We start from the raw sequence: 22,530 nt of genomic DNA, 5'->3' as shown, positions 1-22,530 counted from the left end.
AACGTTCCTTTACCACTTTTACTTTAACCAGGAGGCTTTCCAACATGTCTAATGAAGAATTAGTAGCGCAGCTTGAACAGCATATTCGCGAGCGTTATGAAATTGCTGAGGATGACGATGATTTTGATGTTGATGTTCATCTGTTTGATTATGGGTTCATTGACTCCATCGGTGCCACAGCGCTTATCGCCCATATTGAGAAAACGTACAGTATCCAAGTAACGAATCAAGATTTAATGCTGTACTCCATGAACACGGTAAGCGAAATTGCCGATTTTATTTCCAAGAAGACTGCGAGGTAACCCACTCATGTTGACATGTAAAATTTCTTTAGAAGGCCTGGCTGAAAGTCAGCATGGACAAGTCAAATACGCGTCCGCCTTTGCCGATGAGCATATTCAGGATATTGCCCTTGTGGATGGTCACATCATCATTACGCATAACTCTCCCAATGGAAACGAAGGTATTACCGAGCGGGTTCAGCGTCTCATTGAACGTTTCTCCCACGGCGATTTCGGCTTCAAGGAAAACATTCTATTCGAGCATAAAGTCGATACCCCTTACGAAGGCGATATAATCGCTGAGCTTGTAGAGCGTAAAGCAATCAAAGTGTTGGAGCCCGGTCTTTTTATTTTCCGTGAGCCTTTCTCCAGCTTAATGCGTTTCTTTGATTACTCTTTCGTTACGAAGATCGCCAAGCGGTTCGAAGGCATGCAGGAAGAGTCATATCCTGCTGTTATTCATAGTCATACTTTGAATAAAACGAATCACTTCACTTCTTTCCCGGAGCACATTCATTTCGTGACTCATCTACGTGAAGATCTCGATGTCATTGAGTCTTTCTCCCAATCGATCCGCGAAGCTGGCGGTTGGAGCCAAGAGCAGCCGCTCGCGCTTGATAACAATATGGTGAAGCCGAACTTCATGATGAATCCATCTACTTGTTATCACTGCTATGAAGGCCTAGAGAATGAAACGCTTGAGGGTGACGGCATCGTCGTTACAGCCATTGCGAAATGTCACCGCTTCGAGTCCAAAAACCACACCGATTTCGGTCGTCTGCTCGACTTCTCGATGCGCGAAATTATTTTCGTCGGTAAACCAGATTTCGTCAAAGAAAATCGCCTAAAATCGATCGAATATCTTAAAGAGCTTGCCGTTGAATGGAACGTGGACAGTATGATGGAGATCGCCAACGACCCGTTCTTCACAAACGATTTCCAAGTGAAAGCGTCCTTCCAACGCAATCAAGAGATGAAGTATGAGCTGCGCTTGAGCATTCCTCATGTGAAGAAGTCAATCGCCTGTTCCTCTGTAAATTTCCATAGCAACACGTTTGGGAATGCTTTTAATATTAAAATGGGCAAGCGCAACGCCGTTACAGGCTGTGTAGGCTTTGGAATCGAACGCTGGGCGTTCGCATTCTTAGCGCAGTACGGTCTCGACGAGCAGCAGTGGCCAGCCACATTCCGTGAGCAGTACCATGCTTGGCAGGAGAAGGCGCTGTAAGTGCTTCATCAGTTCATCAAAGTAACATCACATGGCCCACACGCCGACATTAGCTGTACGATATACAGTTCCTTGTCAGCTGTGGGCCAACTAATGCTTCATGCGTTCTCTATGGCAAGCCAAACGTTATGAAGCGTCCATCCTATACAAAGATAATGAGTGATACCGTTGAAAGTAGCTGCATTTCTCAAAAAAAATAGCTTCGTACTCGGCCTGCTGCTGGCAATCGTCGTCTCCGACCTGCTCATTTCCTGGTGGAATCCGATGGTTAGCTCCCGCCGTTTTTACAAAAACGACTTTACCAAAACGCTCTACCACCACGGCTGGTCCCAATCGGGTCCGGTTTTCTTCGGTAATTCATCCGTTACCGGTGCGTATATCGAAGAGAAGTCCGAAGCCCATTTGGTTGAGATGGGACTTTCCTATGGAAAGCTAACCGACCTGAAAGCCATCCTATCGAATAACCTTTACCAGGTAAAGGATGAGCTTGTGATTGGCATCGATGTTCACACCATGCTGGACTCACTTGAAACAGATCCAACATACCAATGGTTCAAACCATGGTACCAGCCTTATGTTTATACCTACCGCGACTATTTCCGAGACTCCGGTGAAGAGTTTGCTCGTACTTTGCGTAAAGGCAGCCTTGCCTACGAACCACGTTGGATTGATAAAGAGCTTTACCCCGGGCACAAAGACGATGCTTTCCTAAAGACGAAATGGACCGATTATGACAAACGCTTCGGTGCTATGACATTGAAGGATTTTCAGGCAAATTTGGATGCTCTGCAGTGGGTTATCCAGTATGCGAATAAACATCAACTTCCTCTGCGAGTGATTTGGATGCCGTGGAACAAAGGCTATGCAGATCCGCCTTATGTCGCCTCCTTGATGCAAGAAGGAAACCGCCAACTGCAAGCTGCGAATGTGCCTACGCTGGATTTGCTGCACAAATACGATCCACGCTATTTCCATGACCTTGTTCATTTAAACCGCGAAGAGGGCGCGCCGCTATTTACGAAGGAGGTTGACACATGGTTAAAATCCTTAGGAAAACCATCGAAGTCTTGATCTACCTCGTGATGTTGTACTTGGTTTTCATTTATTTTACCGGCAAGGGCTTGTTTATTTACGAGAAATTCTAGCATTTCTAAATCGGCCAGATGTCTAAGTTGATTCCGATCAAGCTTTCGAAGCGAGGAGTTCTATAGCTATGTTTTATATGCACATGAACGCAATTATCGCTATGATTGGCATGGTTGCCGTTCTGATGCTCACCCGCAAGTGGGCTAATAACAAACGCATTCTGATGATTATTTTCAGCCTCTGCTTTCTGCTGCTGTTCAGCGAGAAGCTGCTCATTTTCTATGCTGCTTTTACGGTCATTAATTATGCTGGCTTTGTTTATCTATGCCGAACGACGTTATGGCGTAAAGCGACCTTTATTTTCGCGATTGCCGCTAATGTTGTCGGTGTATTTCTCGGTGTCCGGCTTTTCGTCATGGACATTTTTCACAATCCTTTATTCGATGCTATCATCTATTTAGGCCTCATTTATAACGTTCTTAAAGTGATCGATGCTTATTATTTCGCATATTTCTTCGGTAAAGAAGGTCAAGTTCCAGCCATAGATTACGCGAATTACCTGCTATTCATTCCAACTTTTACATCGGGGCCGATTTTAAAATTCCGTGATTTCATGGCCGATAGCAAAAAGCCTTACAGCGTAGACGCTGCGCTCTTCGAAGACAGTGTGAAACGGATCATTTTAGGATTGTTTAAAAAAATCGTTGTCGTCACCTGGATGACCAGCATTTTCGATCAAGTGCTAAAGCAGGATCTACACACTCATCAGTCGTTATTTCTATTGATCTGGTTCTACGCACTCATTTACTTCGATTTCTCTGGTTATTCCGATATGGCGATCGGCTTTGGGCGATTGATGGGCTATACGATGCCTGAGAACTTCAAGCGTCCACTCTTCTCGCCTTCCATGACGCAGTTTTGGCGGAATTGGCACGCGACGTTAGGTGATTTTTTCCGAGATCATATCTTCATGTTCTTCTCCCGTACTGCTCCATCCCGTTGGGTAGCCTCCAGCTTGTCCGTTCTGATTATGGTCTTAATTGGTCTATGGCATGGTTTCACATGGCTTTATTTCTTTTACGGGCTCTACCATGGGATCATTCTGGCCATCGAAAATATATTTAAAATCACTACCGTTAACAAAAAGAAAGTATCCAAAACCTATTTCTACTTCCGTTGTTTCGTGACACAAGCGTTGGTTACGTTCTCGGTTATTATCTACAGCTCCAATTATGAGACGGTACTTCGAATCTATAAAGGCTTGCTTCATTTTACTGGGTGATAGTGGTATAATTTGTGTGGTTGTTTACCATTTATGGAGGTGTACCTAATGAAGTTAGGCGTTTTTATGGTTCTGTTCGGTGGAAAACCTTTCGAGGAAGCGTTGGATTACATTGCTGCGAAAGGCTTGGATGCTGTTGAAATTGGTACAGGGGGCTATCCCGGTACAGCGCATTGCAACCCAAGCGAACTTCTCGCAGACGCAGGGAAACTAAAAGCATTTAAACATGCGGTGGAATCCCGCGGTTTGACAATCAGCGCACTTAGCGCTCACGGGAACCCGCTGCACCCGCAAAAACACATTGCTAAAGAGTTTCATGATGCTATTATACAAACGATTGATCTTGCTGAGCGCCTAGAGGTACCTGTAGTTAATACGTTCTCTGGTTGTCCTGGCGACCACGAGGATGCGAAGTATCCGAACTGGCCGGTAGCGCCTTGGCCGAACGATTTCCAAGAGATTCTGGACTGGCAGTGGGGGAACAAAATTATTCCTTACTGGACAGAGACAGGCAAGTACGCTTCCGACCGTAATATTAAAATAGGACTGGAGCTGCACGGTGGTTTCTCCGTACATACGCCAGCAACCCTCCTTCGTCTTCGTGAAGCAGCAGGCGATGTAATCGGAGCGAATCTTGACCCGAGTCACATGTGGTGGCAAGGTATCGATCCTGTTCAAGCTGTGCAAATTCTTGGCCGTGCCGGAGCGATTCACCATTTCCATGCTAAAGATACATCGCTTGATGTTAACAATGTAAACCGCTATGGTGTAACGGACATGCAATCCTATGCCAACATGCTTGACCGCGCTTGGCAGTTCCGTTCCGTTGGTTATGGTCACGATATGAAGGTTTGGGCTGACATCATTAGCGCTCTGCGCCTTGTTGGTTATGACTATGTAGTGAGCATCGAGCACGAAGACGGTTTGATGTCCGTTGAAGAAGGATTCTCCAAAGCAGTGCAAAATCTTCAACAAGTCCTCATCAAGGAACCTCTTGGTGAAATGTGGTGGGTATAAGCATTCGCTTTAAATAAAACAAAAAAGCCCGCAGGCGCCTATGATCTTACGATCTTGGTCCTGTGGGCTTTTATCTTGTTTTGCTCAGATTACCAGCCGGTGATCATTATGTAATCCATGAAGCCGAATACGAGCAAGGAAACCCCCGCAAATCCTAGAGCAAACACATTTCTTCTAGGGTTGATCAACTCTCTGATGAAAGCAATGGCGATGATCACCGTGAAGATCAAAACATAAATATCAAAGCTTGTATACGTACTTGTTGTTGCTGCTGCTTCCGCTAATAACATGGTGAAACCTCCTTATAGTAACTCGGTGCAAGGCACACGTCCTGCTATTTTAATTCTATGTTAGCTTGATTGAGCACTAGATGCAAGTGATTACACTGATGTGTAACAAGTTTGTCACCTTTTACAGGGCTTGACCACATAACAAGGCCGTTAATGGATGGGTTCATTAGAGCCCTAACATCAAATCAATGATTGTTTCATGATGAACCGGGATTTCTCAAACCTGCCTCGTAAGTATAAAATGTCCATCTCTTCGACTATTTATAACTCTGGGTATGCCAAGATTCAATGCTTAACTTAATACACAAGCTACAAAAAATAAACCCGAAATCCCTATCAAGGGACATTTCGGGTTCTATGTTTTCATAGATTTGCACTTAAACGACTAGTCCGTACACGGGGTCGAATTCTTTATGCTCCTCGATATATGCGTTTTGTAGTTTTTCTGCTAATTCTTTTTCCTGCCAAGCTAAGAATCGAAAAGGATCAATACCTAAAGCAGAAACAATCTGTTGTAACTCTAACGTCGGTTTCATAACAAGCCTCCATAAAGTAGATAGATTAGAACTGCTTATATCCTCGATCATGGATAGTTAGTAAGAGGGATATTTTCGTATGCAACTTATAACCTAATTATAGGTCTTTTCTCCTTCATTGGGATAGAGGGTTAAATTGTCGAAGCTTGTATCATTCAATTAAGTATTAACAAAATTAAACGTTTGTTAGTCGGAATTGTGACAAAAGAACAAAATAAGCTTGGCGTCACGATCTCTTGTATCGTGAGCCAAGCTTATTCGGGTAACTTACTAGCCTACTGATTCTTCTAGCACTTCAAGACGCTTTGTGTAGTTCTCAGAGCGCTCCCGATCCCTTTCAAGGATCGGTTTCAAGTACTGGCCGGTGTAGGACCCGGCCACCTTCACGACATCCTCCGGCGTACCGGCAGCCACGATCAGTCCTCCGCGGGTACCACCCTCGGGGCCTAGATCGATGACGTGGTCCGCCGTCTTGATCACATCGAGGTTATGCTCGATGACAAGCACGGTTTCACCGTTCTCAACGAGACGGTGAAGAACCTTCAGCAGACGATCGATATCGTGGATGTGGAGCCCCGTAGTGGGCTCATCCAGGATGTAGATCGTCTTGCCTGTGCTGCGGCGGTACAGCTCCGCTGCGAGCTTCACACGCTGGGCTTCGCCGCCGGACAGCGTAGTCGCTGGCTGGCCGAGGGTCATGTAGCCCAGTCCAACATCCAAAAGTGTCGTCAGCTTACGATGAATACGCGGCAAGTTCTTGAAGAACTCACAGCCGTCCTCAATCGTCATCTCTAACACTTCGGAAATGCTCTTGCCTTTGTACTTCACTTCCATCGTCTCACGGTTATATCGCTTGCCTTTACAGACTTCACAAGGCACGTACACGTCTGGTAAGAAGTGCATCTCGATCTTGATGATGCCATCTCCACGACAAGCCTCACAGCGGCCGCCTTTCACGTTAAAGCTGAAGCGTCCCTTCTTGTAACCGCGAACCTTGGCTTCGTTCGTATTCGCATAAACATCACGGATATCGTCAAATACACCGGTATACGTCGCTGGATTCGAGCGCGGCGTACGACCAATCGGTGATTGGTCAATATCGATGACTTTATCGATATGTTCAAGGCCTACAATCTCCTTGTGCTCACCAGGACGCACCTTAGCTCCGTTTAAATCACGCGACAAGGTTTTGAACAAAATCTCGTTAATCAACGTACTTTTGCCTGAACCAGATACCCCTGTTACACAGGTGAATACACCGAGTGGCACTTTAGCCGAGACGTTGCGCAAGTTATTTTCTTTGGCGCCTTTGACCTCGATCCATTTCCCATTCGGCTTGCGTCGCGCTGCTGGAATAGGAATAAACCGTTTGCCGCTGAGGTATTGCCCTGTAAGCGAGTTTTCGTCTTTCATCAACTCTGAAGGCGTACCTTGCGCAATGACTTGTCCGCCATGAATACCGGCACCAGGACCGATATCGATAATGTAATCGGCAGCCATCATTGTATCTTCATCATGTTCCACGACGATTAACGTGTTACCAAGATCACGCATATGTTCGAGCGTCTGAATCAAACGCGTATTATCTCTCTGATGCAGTCCTATGCTAGGCTCATCCAAAATATAAAGGACACCCATCAAACTAGAACCGATCTGAGTAGCCAAGCGTATCCGCTGAGCTTCTCCACCCGATAATGTACCTGCAGCACGATGCATCGTTAAGTAATCAAGACCTACGTTGACTAGGAACCCTAGGCGCGATCTGATTTCTTTGAGAATCAAATTGGAAATCGTCAGCTCACGTTCATTCAAGTCCAGCCCTTTGAACCATTCCTCAGCGTCACCAATCGAAAGGGAAGTTGCATGAGCAATGTTTTTGCCATTGATCGTCACAGCTAACGTTTCTGGCTTTAGACGCTGTCCTTTACACTTCGGACAAGGCTTCGTGCTCATATATGTCTGAATGTGCTCCCTGATTCCCTCAGAGAACGTATCTTTGAATCGGCGTTCTAAGTTGCGAATGATACCCTCGAAAGGAACTAGCGCTTCCTTGCTCGCTCCCATATCATTCTCGTAGCGGAAGCGAATCTTCTCCCCGCCTGTTCCATAAAGGATAACCTTCATCTGATCACTGCTGATCTCAGAAACAGGCACATTGCGCGGGATGGAATAATGTTCGCAAACCGCCGCAAGGAACTGCGGATAATAGTTGGAAGTGCTGCCGGCCCATGCTTCGAACGCTCCCTCTTCAATCGTTAGCTTCATATCTGGAACAAGTAAATCAGGATCAACAATCATTTGACTGCCTAGTCCATCACAATCGGGACAAGCGCCAAAAGGACTGTTAAACGAAAACATTCTCGGCGCTAATTCTTCAACACTGAAGCCGCACTCCGGACAGGCTAGGTTCTGGCTGAAGAGCAGCTCTTCTTTGTCAATAATATCGACAATTACCCGGCCATTTGCCAACTTGAGCGCTGTCTCCAGGGAATCCGCAAGGCGAGTTTGAACATCCTCTTTGATCACGATACGGTCAACAACGACCTCGATCGTGTGCTTTTTATTTTTGTCGAGTTCTATCTTCTCAGCGAGGTCGACCGTCTCACCGTTGACACGCACCCTAACGAATCCCTGCTTTTGAATATCAGCAAGCAGCTTCGTATGTTCGCCTTTGCGTCCTGAAATAAGGGGAGCTAGAATCTGGAGCTTCGTTCGTTCCGGATACTCCATAATGCGATCCACCATTTGTTCTACGGTTTGCGATGTAATCTCAATGCCATGGGTCGGACAATGCGGACGTCCAATTCGAGCATATAGTAAGCGCAAATAGTCGTAAATCTCCGTTACTGTCCCAACCGTGGAACGCGGATTGCGACTTGTTGTCTTCTGATCAATGGAAATAGCCGGTGATAGACCTTCAATCGAATCTACATCCGGCTTATCCATTTGCCCTAGAAATTGTCTGGCATAGGCAGATAGAGATTCAACATATCTACGCTGCCCCTCCGCATAAATCGTATCAAAGGCAAGCGACGATTTCCCTGATCCACTTAAGCCTGTAAGAACAACAAACTTATCACGTGGAATCGTGACATCGATATTTTTCAGATTATGAGCTCTAGCTCCTTTAATGACGATTTGATCTCTAGACACAGTACCCTTCCTCTCCTATGTGAAGCTGATGCCACTTCTAGGCGTCAGCTTTCATTTCCATAATAGCATCACGCAGCTGCGCGGCTCGTTCAAACTGTAGGTTCTTCGCAGCCTCTTTCATCTCGCCTTCCAAACGCTCGATCAGCGATGCGCGATCTTTCTTCGACATCTTCGCACCCTTCACATCGGCCAGATAATCCGCTTTCTGTTCAGCTACTTTCGTAGCTTCGATGACATCGCGAATTTTCTTGGCAATCGTCTGCGGCGTGATCCCCAGTTTCTCATTATGTGCTTCTTGAAGACTTCTGCGGCGACTCGTCTCATAGATCGCCTTCTGCATGGAATCCGTAATTCTATCTCCATACATAATGACGCGACCGTCTGAATTTCTCGCCGCACGGCCTATGGTTTGAATCAGCGATCGTTCCGAGCGTAGGAACCCTTCTTTGTCCGCATCTAGAATAGCGACCAACGAAACCTCAGGTAAATCAAGTCCTTCCCTAAGGAGGTTAATCCCCACAAGAACATGGAAGGTCCCCAACCGCAAATCACGTAAAATCTGCATACGCTCAAATGTCTTGATATCCGAGTGCAAGTACCGAACCTTAATACCGATTTCCTTAAAGTAGTCGGTTAAATCCTCCGACATCTTTTTCGTTAAGGTAGTAACGAGCACCCGCTCATCTTTACGAATTCGATCATGAATTTCGGCTATTAAATCATCGATTTGTCCCTTGGTTGGTCTTACCTCAATAATAGGATCCAATAGTCCCGTAGGACGAATAATTTGCTGCGTCATTTCCGGACAATGTTCTAACTCGTAAGGTCCAGGTGTTGCTGATATATATAAAATTTGGCTGACTTTCTCCTCGAACTCTTCAAAGCGTAGAGGACGGTTATCGAGTGCAGATGGCAAACGGAAACCGTGGTCAACCAATACTTCTTTCCTCGCCCTATCTCCATTGTACATCGCGCGAATTTGCGGCAAAGTCACATGAGACTCATCAACCATGAAAAGCATGTCGTCCGGGAAATAATCCAAAAGCGTATAAGGCGTAGCCCCTCGCTCGCGGAAAGTCAGCGGTCCTGAGTAATTCTCAATACCATTGCAAAAGCCCATCTCTTGCATCATTTCCATATCGTAACGCGTCCGCTGTTCCAGCCTCTGTGCTTCGAGTAGCTTCCCTTGCTCTTTGAGCTCGGCAAGACGTTCCTCAAGCTCACGCTCAATATTCACAAGCGCGCGTTTCATCGTATCTTCGTGCGTCACAAAGTGAGACGCCGGGAAGATAGCAATATGCTCGCGTTCGCCGATAATCTCGCCGGTAAGCACGTTAATTTCCGTTATCCGTTCGATTTCGTCACCAAACAATTCAACTCTCACTGCTTGTTCGCCATGGGACGCTGGAAAAATCTCAACAACATCTCCACGCACGCGAAACGTCCCGCGGACAAAATTCATATCATTCCGCTGATATTGAATATCCACGAGCTTGTGTAAAATCTCATTGCGCGATTTCTCCATACCTACACGTAAAGAAAGCAGCATATTCCCATATTCAATTGGCGAACCCAAGCCGTAAATACACGATACGCTCGCAACGACAATAACGTCACGGCGTTCAAATAACGAGCTTGTCGCTGAGTGACGAAGCTTATCAATCTCTTCATTGATGCTGGAATCTTTCTCGATGTAAGTGTCAGAGGAGGCAATGTAGGCTTCTGGTTGGTAGTAATCATAGTAACTAACGAAGTAGGAGACGGCATTATGAGGGAAAAATTCTTTAAATTCACTGCACAACTGTGCGGCTAACGTTTTGTTATGCGCAATAATCAGGGTAGGACGGTTCAACTTGGCAATAACTTGCGCCGCTGTGAACGTTTTTCCCGTTCCCGTCGCACCTAAGAGCGTCTGATGCTTATTACCCGCTTGAATACTTTGAACAATTTCCTCAATCGCTTTAGGCTGATCGCCTTGTGGAGAAAAATCCGATACTAGTTCAAACTTCTTGGAACTTATTTCTAGTTCACTCATCAATAATCACCTACACTTATCGAAATAAATCGAACTTTTATCCTATTAACTTTCCTTATGCTATTTCCGATATAGAAGTTTATGGAACTTATTTTGCACAAATATGAAGGAATCTCTAAAATCATCCATCATAAGAATGTTTGTTCTGGTTTTTCCATTATACCCTTTTTGAATCATGGATGCAAACGGCAATATCTGTTACGGCCGTATAAATTTTATGGAGAGAGGCCCCAACGAATTTATCTGGTTGCTTTAAGGTTCCTATTCTTTTTATGCTAATTAGGAGTGGTACAGTCATGGATTTGACAACAGTTTTAGGATTAGTATTGGGTCTTGTAGGTTTAGTCGGCGGGTACATGTGGGATGGCGGTCATATTAGTTCATTGATCATCCCGAGTGCCATGCTAATCGTTTTCGGCGGAACCTTTGGTGCAGTAGCCATCAGCTTCCCGCTCTCTATTTTAGCCAAAATCCCTAAAGCTCTAGGCATTGCCTTCAAAGAAGTAAAAAGAGATCCGAGGGCAACGATTGATGAACTTGTGGATATGGCTTCGATCGCTCGTCGAGAAGGAGTACTAGCCCTTGAGCAACGCGCACAAGAGCATACAAATCCGTTCCTAAAAGATGGCTTGCTTATGGTGGTGGATGGAACTGATCCCGAGCTGACTAGACAAATTCTAGAGCTTGAGATGGACGCAATTGAGCACCAGGTTGATAATATGTCAAAGGTTTTCGAAGCCGGAGGCGGCTATGCACCAACCATGGGCATTATCGGTACCGTTATGGGTCTCATTCACGTTCTCGGTAATCTCGACGATCCCTCCAGTCTCGGACCTGCCATTGCCGTTGCTTTCACAGCTACCTTATACGGTGTTATGAGCGCCAACTTAGTCTATCTTCCGATTGCTAATAAAATTAAGGTTCGCGGCAAAGAAATGGTTTCCGAAATGGAATTGATGTTAGAAGGAATTCTCGCCCTTCAAGCTGGTGAAAATCCACAGTTAATTAAGAAAAAACTGAATTCCTTCCTCCACGATAAACCAACGAAGAAAGTCGTAGAGGAGGATGTCGATAATGGCGCGGAGAGGTAAGAAGCACGAGGAACATGTCAATCATGAGAGATGGCTCATTACTTACGCTGATTTAATCACCCTTCTGCTCGTTTTCTTCATTATTATGTATGCAATGAGTAAAGTCGATGTTCAAAAGTATTCCGTTCTAGCTCAAGCCTTAAACATGCAATTCCAGAAAGCCGACTCGGTATTGGATAAAGGCTTTGGCGTCAGCGGTCAAATGACCCCGAAGCAAGGCGATGCCCAGACACCGCAGAACCAGAATCAGAGCCAAGACGATCAGAAAGAAGAGAAAGATAAAACAAAGCCTGAAGATAATGAAAAAGAGAAGCGCGAAAAGGAACTTCAAGATCTTTTAAAACAAGTCCAAGCTTATATTAAGGATCAGAATCTGGACGCACAAGTGTCCGCTAGCGATACAGAACGCGGTGTGGCTATCACCCTTAATGACTTATTCCTATTCGACCTAGGAAAAGCGGACCTGAAAGCGGCCTCCTTTCCTATTCTACAGAAGCTTGCTTCATTTTTCCCTACGCTGAACAGCAAGGTGAGTATTGAAGGTCATACTGACAACTTGCCTCTAGCTACTGGTTCTCCTTTCAAAGATAATTGGGGATTATCATTCGCCCGTTCCCTTTCGGTGCTTCGCTATTTTAGCGATACGGCCAAACTGGATAACAATAAATTTATAGCTACTGCTTATGCCGATACGATGCCAAAAGTAGCCAACACCAGCGATGAGAACCGCAGCAAAAATCGCCGCGTCGAAATCATTGTTCTGCGTGATGGGCTTTCACCAACAACAACTGTTAAATAAGCAAAGACCCTTCCTCTTTCAAACGAGAGAATAGGGTCTTTTTTTTGAAATTACATAGATTTCGTCGAATCATTGGATAACAAGCCTGTCAGTTTACTTCGCAAATAGGAAAACAAATGCAAGGGTCTTTGCTCTAAGAAGTACAATGCATCCTGATCCGGAGCTAAAATAATACCTAATTGATGATGATCGCCAGAGTATATCGCTCGCTGCAAGAAACGCACCTCACCCTGCTCATTCAGCACCTCCAGCCTGCAAAAGGCGGAATTCAGCCCCATGGCAACGTGTAGATCGGTTTTAGTCTTGATTTTGTGACCGTTCACCTTGTGAATGAGTTCGCCCGTTTGAATACCTAGCTCGTGGGCAGGACTGTTTGGCACTACCGACAGCACCATAAGACCTCGCTCTGAGTGAACGTAGAACGGCACCAGCTTATCTTCCACCCATTGGTTATACCGAATCAATCCTTCATGTAAAGCAATGCTTAATGCGGCTCCTACAAGCAGAATCGGCGGCCAAAAATGAGCAGCAATCGCTGTGACTAATAGGATGATGCCATATAAGTAGAGCAAGCTTGAACTGAAACGGGCTTGTTTGCGGGGAAGCTTCGATATCGTAAGCTCCGTAAAGCCAATCATTGCCGGAAAGGCAAGAAGTGTCCATCCTGATGCGAGGTTCGAACCAAACAGCGTTTCCCATGGAAGACCTTGTATACTTCCTCCTGTCATAGGAACGAGCAAGAATAAAGGGACAGGCCAGAAGCCTTGCAGCTGTTGCCCGCCGATAATTTGCCCTCGCCTTCCTTCAAGGAACAGCGGTGTTGCCATGCGTGCTCCTTGAAAGCCGACGAGCATCGCTTCTAGAAGATGAAGTACGGCGACAATGACCAGCAAGGAAGGAATATCCGCGCCAACTACAATGTCCAGAACCGGAACCCTCTCCTGTAGGCTGGCTGCGTTCGGTATCCACGAAAGAATCACTTGCGCGATTCCCAAAATACCTACTGCATAAGCCAAACACAAGAATCTAACGCGCATCATCACTAGGATAATCGATAGGACCCATAACAGAATGACCGTGCTCGCTTGAATATTAACACCTACGAAGAGCATAAGTACGGAGGCACTGATACCGCCTAGCCAACCCCAAAGTACGGTTCGCCATGTCTCATTCAATAAAGAATGCAAGCGCGTGTGAAACAGCTTACGCTCCATCTGAATCTGCTTCCGATAATGCAACACGATAAATAGAATACCTATATAGTAAAAAGGATTCGCAAACAACTGCCCTACAGCCTGCAGCAGTCTGTCCAAGAGTTGAATCAATACATCCATACGAATCTGGGCTCCTTGATGAAAAAGAAATAGGAAGGCAGCCGTAGCAACCTTCCTACACTAATTCGACTATTAGAGCTTATCTCCTGCCCATCTTGACGAATTTCCAATATCTGATCCTTATTATTTCCCGATTTGCTTTTGGATTTGCCCAATTGCTGCCTTCAACTGCAAATCATTCTTCGGCTCACGGATTTGCTCCAAAATTGATTTTTCGATTTTAGCCGCTGTTTCCGTATCTACCTCGCCAGTCATTGGTAAACCGTTAGTTCTTTGGAATGCTTTAACAGCTGTAACTGTCTTATCATTGAAATAACCATCCGAACGCTCAGGGTTAAAACCAAGGCCTGATAACATCAGCTGTAGATTCTTCACATCATCGCTTGTCATATCCTGTTTAAGCACACTTTTCTTAGACAGCGGAGCTGCTTTGAAATAAGCCGGCTGCTCAACTGGGATATCCGGCTGGATCCCTGTTTTGTGAATCCAGTTGCCGTTCGGGGTTAACCATTTGTACACCGTCATTTTGATATTGCTGCCGTCACCCATTTCCTTCTCAAAAGTAACCTGTACGGTTCCTTTCCCATAGGAGGTTTCACCAACAATTTTACTGCCAACCGCTTCTTGGAAGGCTCCTGCCAGTATCTCCGAAGCACTCGCACTACCCTTGTTCACAAGCACTGTAACCGGATAGTTCTTGCCTGAGCCTGTTGAAGGTGTCGGCTCCCGCTTCCCATCCCGATTCTCGACCTGGACGATCGGCTTGCCGCTTTTGACGAAAGGATTCACGATGTCGACGACCACGTTCAAAAGACCGCCTGGGTCATTACGCACGTCGATAACTAGCCCTTTCATCCCTTTGGCTTCAAGGCTTTTCAGCTCTTCAGCGAAACGGACGGCTGTATTCGAGGAGAATTGGCGAATCTCAATCTTCCCGATTTGGTCCTGCAGCATTTCGCCATAAACCGTTTCAACGTCAATATTATCCCTGACCACGATGACTTGTACCGGATCACCGGCACCTTGACGAAGTAAATCGAGCTTCGCCTGCGTTCCTTTAGGGCCGCGGATTTTCATGACCGCTTGGTTGAGTGTAAGCCCGTCCAACTTCTCTCCGTTGACCGAGACAATCACGTCTTTGGATTGAATACCAGCTTTCTCAGCAGGAGAGCCCTTGATGGGAGACACGATTACGAATTTACCTTCCTCAATCGAAACCTCTGCCCCTATCCCTTGAAAAGAGGACGTAATGCTCTCATCGAACTGCTTCGCTTCCTTCTGATCCATATACACGGTAAACGGATCTTCCAGAGATTCCAACATGCCATTGATTGCACCGTTGACCAGCTTATCATGATCCGGCTGCTGCAAATACTTGCTCTCGATCAATTGAAACGTTGTAGCGATTTTGCTCAAATCCTTACTCGAAAGTCCGGAAGAAGTGGCAGTGGATGCGGTCGTACTGCCCGCTGGCTGCTCTTTCCGCCCCCAAGAAAAGGATGAATCCACAATCGTCAGTGTCACGATACTGCTTGCAAACATGGCTAACAAAACAAATACTATGACCGTGCGTCCTTTGAATTGCAAAGCGCGTTTCACCACCTTTTTCCTAAAACCCATTTGGGTTCGCCTGTTTGTAGTATATGACAAGCTATTCCCGTTTTATAACCAAGTTCCCCTATCGTAAGAATGGTTTAGGATCGGTTGGAACTTCATTCTTCCTTACTTCAAAATGCAAATGGTTCCCTGTCGATTGACCTGTCGAGCCAACACCGGCAATCTTCTGTCCGCGTTTCACCAAATCGCCAACTTTGACATAGATCCCATCATTCATAATATGTCCATATAACGTCCATAACCCATTCCCATGATCCACGATGATGCAATTCCCATATCCGTTCATCCATGAAGCATAGATGACTGAGCCGTTCTCAGCTGCGAGAATGCCCGTTCCCTTGGGAGCTCCCAAATCAATACCTTTATGGCTCTCTGATCTGCCTGTAACTGGATTGATTCTATTCGTGAAATCGGATGTGAGCGGCGCTTGAGAGGCCAATGGGTAACCCAGTTTCCCACCGGAATAAGTGAAAGGCGACTTCGCTTTACTAGCTGCCCGTTTCTTCGCCTGTAAATCTGCCTCTTGCTTCGCTAATTGTGTAATCTGTCTATCGCTTTCTTCTGAAATATCCTCTAGCACCTTCTCTTGCTTCGTAAGGGAAGCAATCTTAACTTCCTTGGCCTTCTCTTTCGCTTGCAGATCGTCCCTAAGGGCGTCGGCATCAGCGTAAAGCGCCTTAACCTTCTCAAGCTGCTCTTCTGTATCTATCTTCTTCTGAGCAACCGTTTCTTTATCTTTCTTATTTGCCACTAATATCTCTTTATCTTGATTAACAATAGATTTCAAAGCTTCAATACGGTTCAAGAAATCAGAAAAACTGGTCGCGCTAAGCAGCACATCCATGTACGAAACAAAACCGTTCATATACATTAAGCGCACTCGAGATTTCAGCATTTGATCACGAGACTCCACACGAGCTTCCGCTTCATCCAATTGTTTAGCGTTCTCTGCTAATGTATCCGACACTTGGTCGATTTCTTCATTCAGCTTCGTGAGCTTCTTGCTAGCCTCATTGACCTGATTGACAAGCGTGTTCATATCCTTCGTCGCCTGGTCCTTCTCGTTATGGACCTTCGTTATTTGATTCTGGGCGTCATTCGCCTTCTGCTGCGCTTGCGCCTTCATTTTCTTGAGCTGAGTCAACTGCTGATCGATCTTTTCCGTTGTTGAAGCGGCATACCCCGCATAAGGAACCGCCAATGAAGCCGCAATCCCAAGAGTCAACACCATAGGTAGAATCTTCTTCTTCAAGCACGTAGCCTCCCCATCATCAAAACCTGGAACTTCTTAAATCTTTTATACTTTGAATCTCTTAAATTCCTAATCTATGAATCTTTGAAAATGAAAAAATAAAAATAAAAGCTTCTAAAGCCGACTTTCAGAACCGAGAAGGTTGGACGAAAATGGGAGTAGGAGAACGGAGTGTAGCAAAGCTACATGAGTACCGGACTACCCCATTTTCGTTCAAGATTCGACGCCGAATAAGCTTCCAGAAATACATCGTTATGAGATAAACCTATATCGAAGTCATTCGAAGATGAGCGACCGCGTTTAGTGGTAGGTTTATTCGCCAATCAGAATCCCTCCTTTACGCTTTAGCGCTATTAGGATTTATCATTCTGATGTGGACAAAGTCGGCTTTAAAGCCTCCTTAAACTCTGAGGAATTTGCGGACTGAGATTAGGGACCCCCAGATTCCGATTACCATCCCAATACCTAACAACAAAGCCATCATCGTAGGAGCAATATCCCCGAAAGGTGTTAATTCAACCATAAGCAGATTCAAGTTCAGTGAACTTGTGTTAAGCAGCTTCCAGTACCCACCTAAAATAATAGCTGTCGGGACTACAGAGCCGATGAATCCAAGCAGAGCACCTTCTATAAAGAACGGCCAACGAATAAAGGAATTCGTCGCACCCACCAGTTTCATAATTGATATTTCTTTGCGTCTGGCCAAAATCGTAATTTTGATCGTATTCGCGATCAGGAACACAGCGGTAAATGAAAGTAAAATAACAATACCAATCCCGACCCAACGAACAATTTGTGTCACCTTAAATAGGGCTTCAACCGTACCTTTGCCATAATTCACCTTGTAGATAGGCTTTGGATCTTTGCCGATGTTAAGCGCGCTGATTTGATCAGCAACGACGGCCACATTGCGAGGGTCATCGACTTCGATGGTAAACGCATCGTTTAGCGGATTATTTTCTCCTTCAAATCCATCTAATAAAGCTTTACCGCTCTCACCAAGCTTTTGCCTTAAATAAATAAGGCCCTCTTCTTTCGAAACAAACTTAATAGTTTTTACCTCATGAATAGCTTGGATTTGAGATTCGAGCGCAGTAATTTGATCCTGCGAAGTGTTAACTTCCAGATATACATTAATCTCAACCTGTTTCTCAATCTGACCTGCAATATCATTCACATTAAGTGTAATAAGGACGAAAATACCTAAAATAAATAACGAAATGGCTATCGAACTAATCGACGCGAACGTCATCCAACCATTCCGAACGACATTCTTCGTACCTTCTCGCAAATGACGAGAAACCGTACTAATCTTCATAACCGTATTCCCCCCGTACCTGGTCACGAGCAATGAGTCCATGCTCAATCGCAATGACTCGTTTACGCATCGTATTTACGATTTCCTTATTATGCGTAGCCATGACTATGGTGGTGCCCCGGAAGTTAATTTCCTCCATCAATTTCATGATTCCCCAGGAAGTCTCAGGATCGAGATTTCCTGTCGGTTCATCGGCGATAATGACAGCTGGGTTGTTAATTATTGCCCGGGCAATCGCTACCCGCTGCTGCTCGCCTCCAGAAAGCTGAGAGGGCAGCGAATTCGCTTTATCCTTCAACTTAACAAGCTCAAGCACTTCCATTGTGCGTTTCTTAATCTGCTTCTTAGGTGCCTCGATAACTTCCATAGCGAAAGCCACATTTTCAAAAATATTAAGCTTAGGAAGCAGTCGATAATCCTGGAAAATAACGCCAATATTACGACGCACATAAGGAATCTTACGCTGTTTCAGCTTTTCCAAATTAAAACCATTCACGAAGATTTGCCCCTTGGTCGGCCTCTCTTCTCTATACATCAACTTCATAAATGTAGATTTACCTGCGCCGGAAGGTCCAACAACATATACGAACTCGTTGCTGTCCACTTTTACATTAATCCCTCGCAATGCATGAGTGCCGTTGGAGTACGTTTTCCATACGTCCTGCATTTCGATCACAATATCACATCCTAATATATGGATCTTTGCGTAGCAAAGTCTCTCTGCTTTGGGATCTTTGAGCGGAGCTCAAAGTCTCTCTGCTGTATAGTTAGCTTTTATCCATTCGACACAAAAGCTGAAATTCCTTCTAAAATAGCTCTGAAATTCCTGTAGATTACCGTCATTATATCATTATTTGTACACATTTAAGCCGAATAAGGATTTAGTAATAAATTGGTTGAAAGGATGATACATATTAAGTAGAGAGACTTTAAGCTCCGCTCAAAGATCCCTATAAGCAGAGAGACTTTAAGCTCCGCTCAAAGATCCCTATATTAAGTACAAGCCCGAAATCATTCGTATGTAAAGGAGCCGCTATACATGTCACGCCAAATTAGAAAAGTTATCTTCTATACGTCTATCGTCGTAGGCATGCTAAGTGCATTTAGCATTGCTCTATACGTCTATGGTTCTCAGCCTACATTCCCTGCAGATTTCACAGTTGCTGGCTGGAGGGTTGGAGGAATGCCCTATGATAAATTTCAACAAGAATACGAACAGCGCCTACAGCTGCTCTCATCCTATCCCGTTCAATTGCAATCCTCCCGTCCGAACATTCCGAATAAACAACTGGCGCTTGGACAGCTAGGCGTTCAGTATCAAAAGGAAACCCTAGCTCGTTCACTTGGGCAGCTGTTCGGAGGCTCTCCGATAGAGCGTATAAAAGCCCGCTGGACCCTGCGTCACGCGGATATACCGCTCGAGGTCACTGTCAATCAAGCGCAGCTAAACACCGTAGTCAAAGAAGCTTGGAAGGACCTCTATAACCTTCAGCCGGTTGCCGCAAAACGCATTGTAACCAATGAAGATATACTAGCTTTCGAGCCCGAACGCAAAGTGCTTAGAATTGATACGGCCCATTTGCTTGAACACTTGAAAGAAATTGCCCCATCCATTGGCTATATTCACAATGCTGCTCCTATCACACTGTCCTTGCCTTTATATGAGCAGGGTCCTACAGTAACGATGGAAACATTGAAACGTCAGGGCATCGATCGCAAAATCTCGGAATTCACGACCTCATTCCCCCCATCAGGTGAAGGGAGAATTCACAATATACGCTCCACAGCCGCCTCTATTCAGGACTTGCTAATGGCGCCGGGAGAGACATTCGACTATAGTAAGATTATTCAACAAACCGAAGCCCAATTCGGCTATAAGGAAGCACCCGTCATCCTAAACGGCAAGCTCGTGCCAGGCATTGGAGGTGGCATTTGCCAAGTTTCGACAACACTTTACAATGCTGTCTTGCGGAGCGGTCTCGACATTGTTGAGCGGCGCAATCATTCACTCCCTGTTAGCTATGTTACGCTCGGCCAAGATGCAACTTTCGCCAGAGGTTATATTAATTTCAAATTCCGCAACAACACAGATGCCTATCTATTGATACGAACCATAACAACAGAACAAGCCGTCACCGTGAAACTTTTCGGGCATATGTCGCCTTCCATTACCTATGACATTAATTCCAACATTGTAGAAACAATTCAACCACCGGTTAAATACTTGCAAAATCCCAGCCTGAAACCAGGCGTTACACGCCCTATTAGCACAGGCAAGGTCGGCTACAAGGTAGAGACGTATCGGATCAAAAGAGAAAATGGTACGATCGTCAGTAAAGAATTAATCTCAAAGGATCAGTATTCTCCAGTACCTACTCTCATCGCCGCCAACCGCGGTGACATCAAGTCGGAAGAAATGAATCCCTCCACGCCAGAACAGCCCATCCTTGAAGATGGCGTGAAAGGACCGGTTAACCGGTAATATAAGGCTTCTGCCTCTTTTTGGAATAGGAAAGGTCATGTGACTGTAGTTACTAGGTCATTATGACTTTTTTCTATTATGATAGGAATATGAAATAGCACACAAGGAGGCTAGGCGATGAGCAAAATCGATTATTTCAAAGAATTAAACTATCGACTGCGTGGACTTCCCGAGAAGGAGCGCCAAAATATATTGTCTGTTTATGAAGAATTGTTTCAGAAAGCCATTGAAAATGGTAAGCAAGAGGATGATGTAGCGCAGTCTCTCGGCTATCCGCGAGTTCCTAACTGGGACGCTCAGAAGGAGACACCTAGTACAGAACAGGAGCCTTCCAAAAGCACGTCTGGCGAACGGGTAGAGAAATTTTATTCCAAACCGGAACCGACTGCGGTGCCTAAGCAAGCTCCTGAAACTAAGGGTTTTCCACCTTATACGCCTCCACAGGGCGCGAATCCTTATATGAATCCCAACCCGTACCCTTATCCAGTTAAACAGGAGTCGAGTATTAAGGCTATTATTGTAAGCATTTCGCTTGGATTTTTTAACCTAATATTCGTCGTTGGTCCTTGGTTCGGTATTCTCGCAACATTAATTGCGCTATTTGTTTCGGGCTTCGCGCTCATCATCTCGCCAATTGTCGGCATTCTCGGCAGTTATATGGGAACGGTCGGCAGCGATATGCGTTTCATTGGATTCGCAATGCTTGCTTGTTTCGGCTTGGGCATTATATTGACGACGTTAAGCTCATGGTTGTTCAAAGTATTTTTCAAACTCAGCTGGATGTATATCCAATTTAATGCCAAATTGATTAAGGGGGCTTAAGCTATGAAACGTGGAGTCAAATTTTTCTTACTGCTCGGCTTTGCCTGTCTTGGAATCGGCCTTATTGGAGCAGCTGTTTCTTTCAAAGAGGTTGATTGGAGCGCAGGTGTCACGAATATTGATATCGAAAAGAAGATTCCTGCCGCAAATATTGATACATTAATCATTCAAAATGACATCTCCGGGGTAACTTTTATCCCTAGTAATTCCGATGAAATTAAAGTCCATCTCGTAGGAACGATTAGCGAGAATAATGCTAAAAATTGCACCATTGAGGCTGCAACGGAAGGAAGCAACGTATGGCGTATAGACGTCTGTACGCAGAAAAAAGCATCGATTACGAATGGCTTTAATTTTGATTTGAACGAATTGAAAAGAATAATCGCTTACCAAGGGCTAGGCATCAAGACAGAAGTGACGCTACCAGATAAAATATACAAAGCGATCACGGTGTCTTCGGATACAGGACGCATCTACTTTAATGAAGTGAAAGCCGACAAACTCACAGCCAGCACGGACACAGGCGGTATCACCATTGAACGTTACGAAGGTAAGCAGCTGAACCTTCAAACGGATACTGGGCATATCAACGTGGAGAATGGCCAAGGAGATGTAAAGCTGAAAACAGATACAGGCAGCATTACTGCTAAACTGAACGATCTTGGAGATTCGGTATCGCTAGAAACCGACACGGGTACGATTCGCCTACAGCTTGATCCTGCTCCAAAGAATGCAAGCTTCGTTCTGAACGCCGACACAGGCAGTGTCAATCTGGAAGTACCTGGTGTGAATGTAGAGCAGACCGATCATCATTCTGCAAAGGGCACCATCGGCGATGGCAGCAAAAAAGTGAAGGTACGGGCAGATACAGGTTTTATCTCAGTTACTGGTAAATAAGAAAAGCCTT

Annotated in this window: 20 protein-coding genes; 10 read left to right on the top strand and 10 right to left on the bottom strand. The window is 45.2% G+C overall.

Annotated features, from left to right (window positions below; translation table 11 throughout):
* Positions 1-44 precede the first annotated feature (44 nt).
* The 5 genes from QFZ78_RS23765 to QFZ78_RS23745 all read left to right on the top strand — a co-directional run bounded on the left by QFZ78_RS23765 (position 45) and on the right by QFZ78_RS23745 (position 4,894).
* A complete protein-coding gene (locus QFZ78_RS23765; RefSeq protein WP_261303522.1) occupies positions 45-302 on the top strand; it encodes an acyl carrier protein in 258 nt (85 codons plus the stop codon).
* Between the two features lie 7 nt (positions 303-309).
* A complete protein-coding gene (locus tag QFZ78_RS23760) occupies positions 310-1,509 on the top strand; it encodes a hypothetical protein (protein ID WP_307551222.1) in 1,200 nt (399 codons plus the stop codon).
* Between the two features lie 168 nt (positions 1,510-1,677).
* Positions 1,678-2,580 (top strand): hypothetical protein, encoded by a 903-nt coding sequence (locus tag QFZ78_RS23755; protein ID WP_307551220.1) that lies wholly within the window; start codon positions 1,678-1,680, stop codon positions 2,578-2,580.
* A gap of 142 nt (positions 2,581-2,722) precedes the next feature.
* Positions 2,723-3,877: an MBOAT family O-acyltransferase gene (locus QFZ78_RS23750; RefSeq protein ID WP_307551218.1), complete on the top strand. Its 1,155-nt coding sequence runs from the start codon at positions 2,723-2,725 to the stop codon at positions 3,875-3,877.
* Positions 3,878-3,925: 48 nt separating this feature from the next.
* Positions 3,926-4,894 carry a sugar phosphate isomerase/epimerase family protein gene (locus tag QFZ78_RS23745; protein ID WP_307551216.1) on the top strand — a complete coding sequence of 323 codons (969 nt, stop codon included), beginning with the start codon at positions 3,926-3,928 and terminating at the stop codon, positions 4,892-4,894.
* A gap of 89 nt (positions 4,895-4,983) precedes the next feature.
* Here QFZ78_RS23745 and QFZ78_RS23740 read toward each other — a convergent pair whose 3' ends face one another.
* From QFZ78_RS23740 to uvrB, 4 genes are all read right to left on the bottom strand, one after another.
* A complete protein-coding gene (locus tag QFZ78_RS23740) occupies positions 4,984-5,184 on the bottom strand; it encodes a DUF2759 family protein (protein ID WP_307551214.1) in 201 nt (66 codons plus the stop codon).
* Positions 5,185-5,561: 377 nt separating this feature from the next.
* Positions 5,562-5,720 carry a hypothetical protein gene (locus QFZ78_RS23735; RefSeq protein ID WP_307551213.1) on the bottom strand — a complete coding sequence of 53 codons (159 nt, stop codon included), beginning with the start codon at positions 5,718-5,720 and terminating at the stop codon, positions 5,562-5,564.
* A 270-nt stretch (positions 5,721-5,990) separates the two neighbouring features.
* Entirely contained in the window at positions 5,991-8,873 is a 2,883-nt protein-coding gene (gene uvrA, locus QFZ78_RS23730; protein ID WP_307551211.1) for an excinuclease ABC subunit UvrA, read from the bottom strand.
* A gap of 37 nt (positions 8,874-8,910) precedes the next feature.
* A complete protein-coding gene (gene uvrB, locus QFZ78_RS23725; RefSeq protein WP_307551209.1) occupies positions 8,911-10,908 on the bottom strand; it encodes an excinuclease ABC subunit UvrB in 1,998 nt (665 codons plus the stop codon).
* Positions 10,909-11,204: 296 nt separating this feature from the next.
* Between uvrB and QFZ78_RS23720 the strand changes: the two genes are divergently transcribed.
* Both QFZ78_RS23720 and QFZ78_RS23715 read left to right on the top strand, forming a co-directional pair.
* On the top strand, positions 11,205-11,999 hold the full coding sequence (locus QFZ78_RS23720) for a flagellar motor protein (RefSeq protein WP_307551207.1): 795 nt from the start codon (positions 11,205-11,207) through the stop codon (positions 11,997-11,999).
* Positions 11,983-12,798 carry an OmpA/MotB family protein gene (locus tag QFZ78_RS23715; protein WP_307551205.1) on the top strand — a complete coding sequence of 272 codons (816 nt, stop codon included), beginning with the start codon at positions 11,983-11,985 and terminating at the stop codon, positions 12,796-12,798. Before QFZ78_RS23720 ends, QFZ78_RS23715 begins: the two co-directional genes overlap by 17 nt.
* 50 nt (positions 12,799-12,848) lie before the next feature.
* On the opposite strand, the gene QFZ78_RS23710 is transcribed toward QFZ78_RS23715, so the two are convergent.
* The 6 genes from QFZ78_RS23710 to ftsE all read right to left on the bottom strand — a co-directional run bounded on the left by QFZ78_RS23710 (position 12,849) and on the right by ftsE (position 18,995).
* The gene (locus tag QFZ78_RS23710; protein ID WP_307551204.1) at positions 12,849-14,132 is read right to left on the bottom strand and encodes a PDZ domain-containing protein; all 1,284 of its coding nucleotides are present in this window, start codon (positions 14,130-14,132) and stop codon (positions 12,849-12,851) included.
* A 123-nt stretch (positions 14,133-14,255) separates the two neighbouring features.
* Positions 14,256-15,719, bottom strand: coding sequence for a S41 family peptidase (locus QFZ78_RS23705; RefSeq protein WP_307555861.1), 1,464 nt, complete (start codon positions 15,717-15,719; stop codon positions 14,256-14,258).
* Between the two features lie 91 nt (positions 15,720-15,810).
* Positions 15,811-17,001, bottom strand: a complete 1,191-nt coding sequence (locus tag QFZ78_RS23700) for a murein hydrolase activator EnvC family protein (protein WP_307551202.1) — start codon at positions 16,999-17,001, stop codon at positions 15,811-15,813.
* 182 nt (positions 17,002-17,183) lie between these two features.
* A complete protein-coding gene (locus tag QFZ78_RS23695; protein WP_307551201.1) occupies positions 17,184-17,324 on the bottom strand; it encodes a hypothetical protein in 141 nt (46 codons plus the stop codon).
* 77 nt (positions 17,325-17,401) lie between these two features.
* Positions 17,402-18,319, bottom strand: a complete 918-nt coding sequence (gene ftsX, locus QFZ78_RS23690; RefSeq protein WP_307551199.1) for a permease-like cell division protein FtsX — start codon at positions 18,317-18,319, stop codon at positions 17,402-17,404.
* The gene (ftsE, locus tag QFZ78_RS23685) at positions 18,309-18,995 is read right to left on the bottom strand and encodes a cell division ATP-binding protein FtsE (protein ID WP_047682153.1); all 687 of its coding nucleotides are present in this window, start codon (positions 18,993-18,995) and stop codon (positions 18,309-18,311) included. Before ftsE ends, ftsX begins: the two co-directional genes overlap by 11 nt.
* Before the next feature lie 363 nt (positions 18,996-19,358).
* Here ftsE and QFZ78_RS23680 point away from each other — a divergent pair, with 363 nt between their 5' ends.
* The 3 genes from QFZ78_RS23680 (at position 19,359) to QFZ78_RS23670 (ending at position 22,520) form a co-directional block, all read left to right on the top strand.
* The gene (locus QFZ78_RS23680; protein WP_307551197.1) at positions 19,359-20,801 is read left to right on the top strand and encodes a VanW family protein; all 1,443 of its coding nucleotides are present in this window, start codon (positions 19,359-19,361) and stop codon (positions 20,799-20,801) included.
* 117 nt (positions 20,802-20,918) lie between these two features.
* A complete protein-coding gene (locus QFZ78_RS23675; RefSeq protein ID WP_307551195.1) occupies positions 20,919-21,623 on the top strand; it encodes an HAAS signaling domain-containing protein in 705 nt (234 codons plus the stop codon).
* 3 nt (positions 21,624-21,626) lie between these two features.
* Complete coding sequence (locus QFZ78_RS23670; RefSeq protein WP_307551193.1) at positions 21,627-22,520, top strand: DUF4097 family beta strand repeat-containing protein; 894 nt, start codon at positions 21,627-21,629, stop codon at positions 22,518-22,520.
* The last annotated feature ends 10 nt before the right edge of the window (positions 22,521-22,530 follow it).

This window comes from Paenibacillus sp. V4I5, from assembly GCF_030817255.1.
Lineage (GTDB): Bacteria > Bacillota > Bacilli > Paenibacillales > NBRC-103111 > Paenibacillus_E.
The sequence above is the reverse complement of the archived record's forward strand: the minus strand, read 5'-3'. Positions and strand labels throughout refer to the sequence as shown.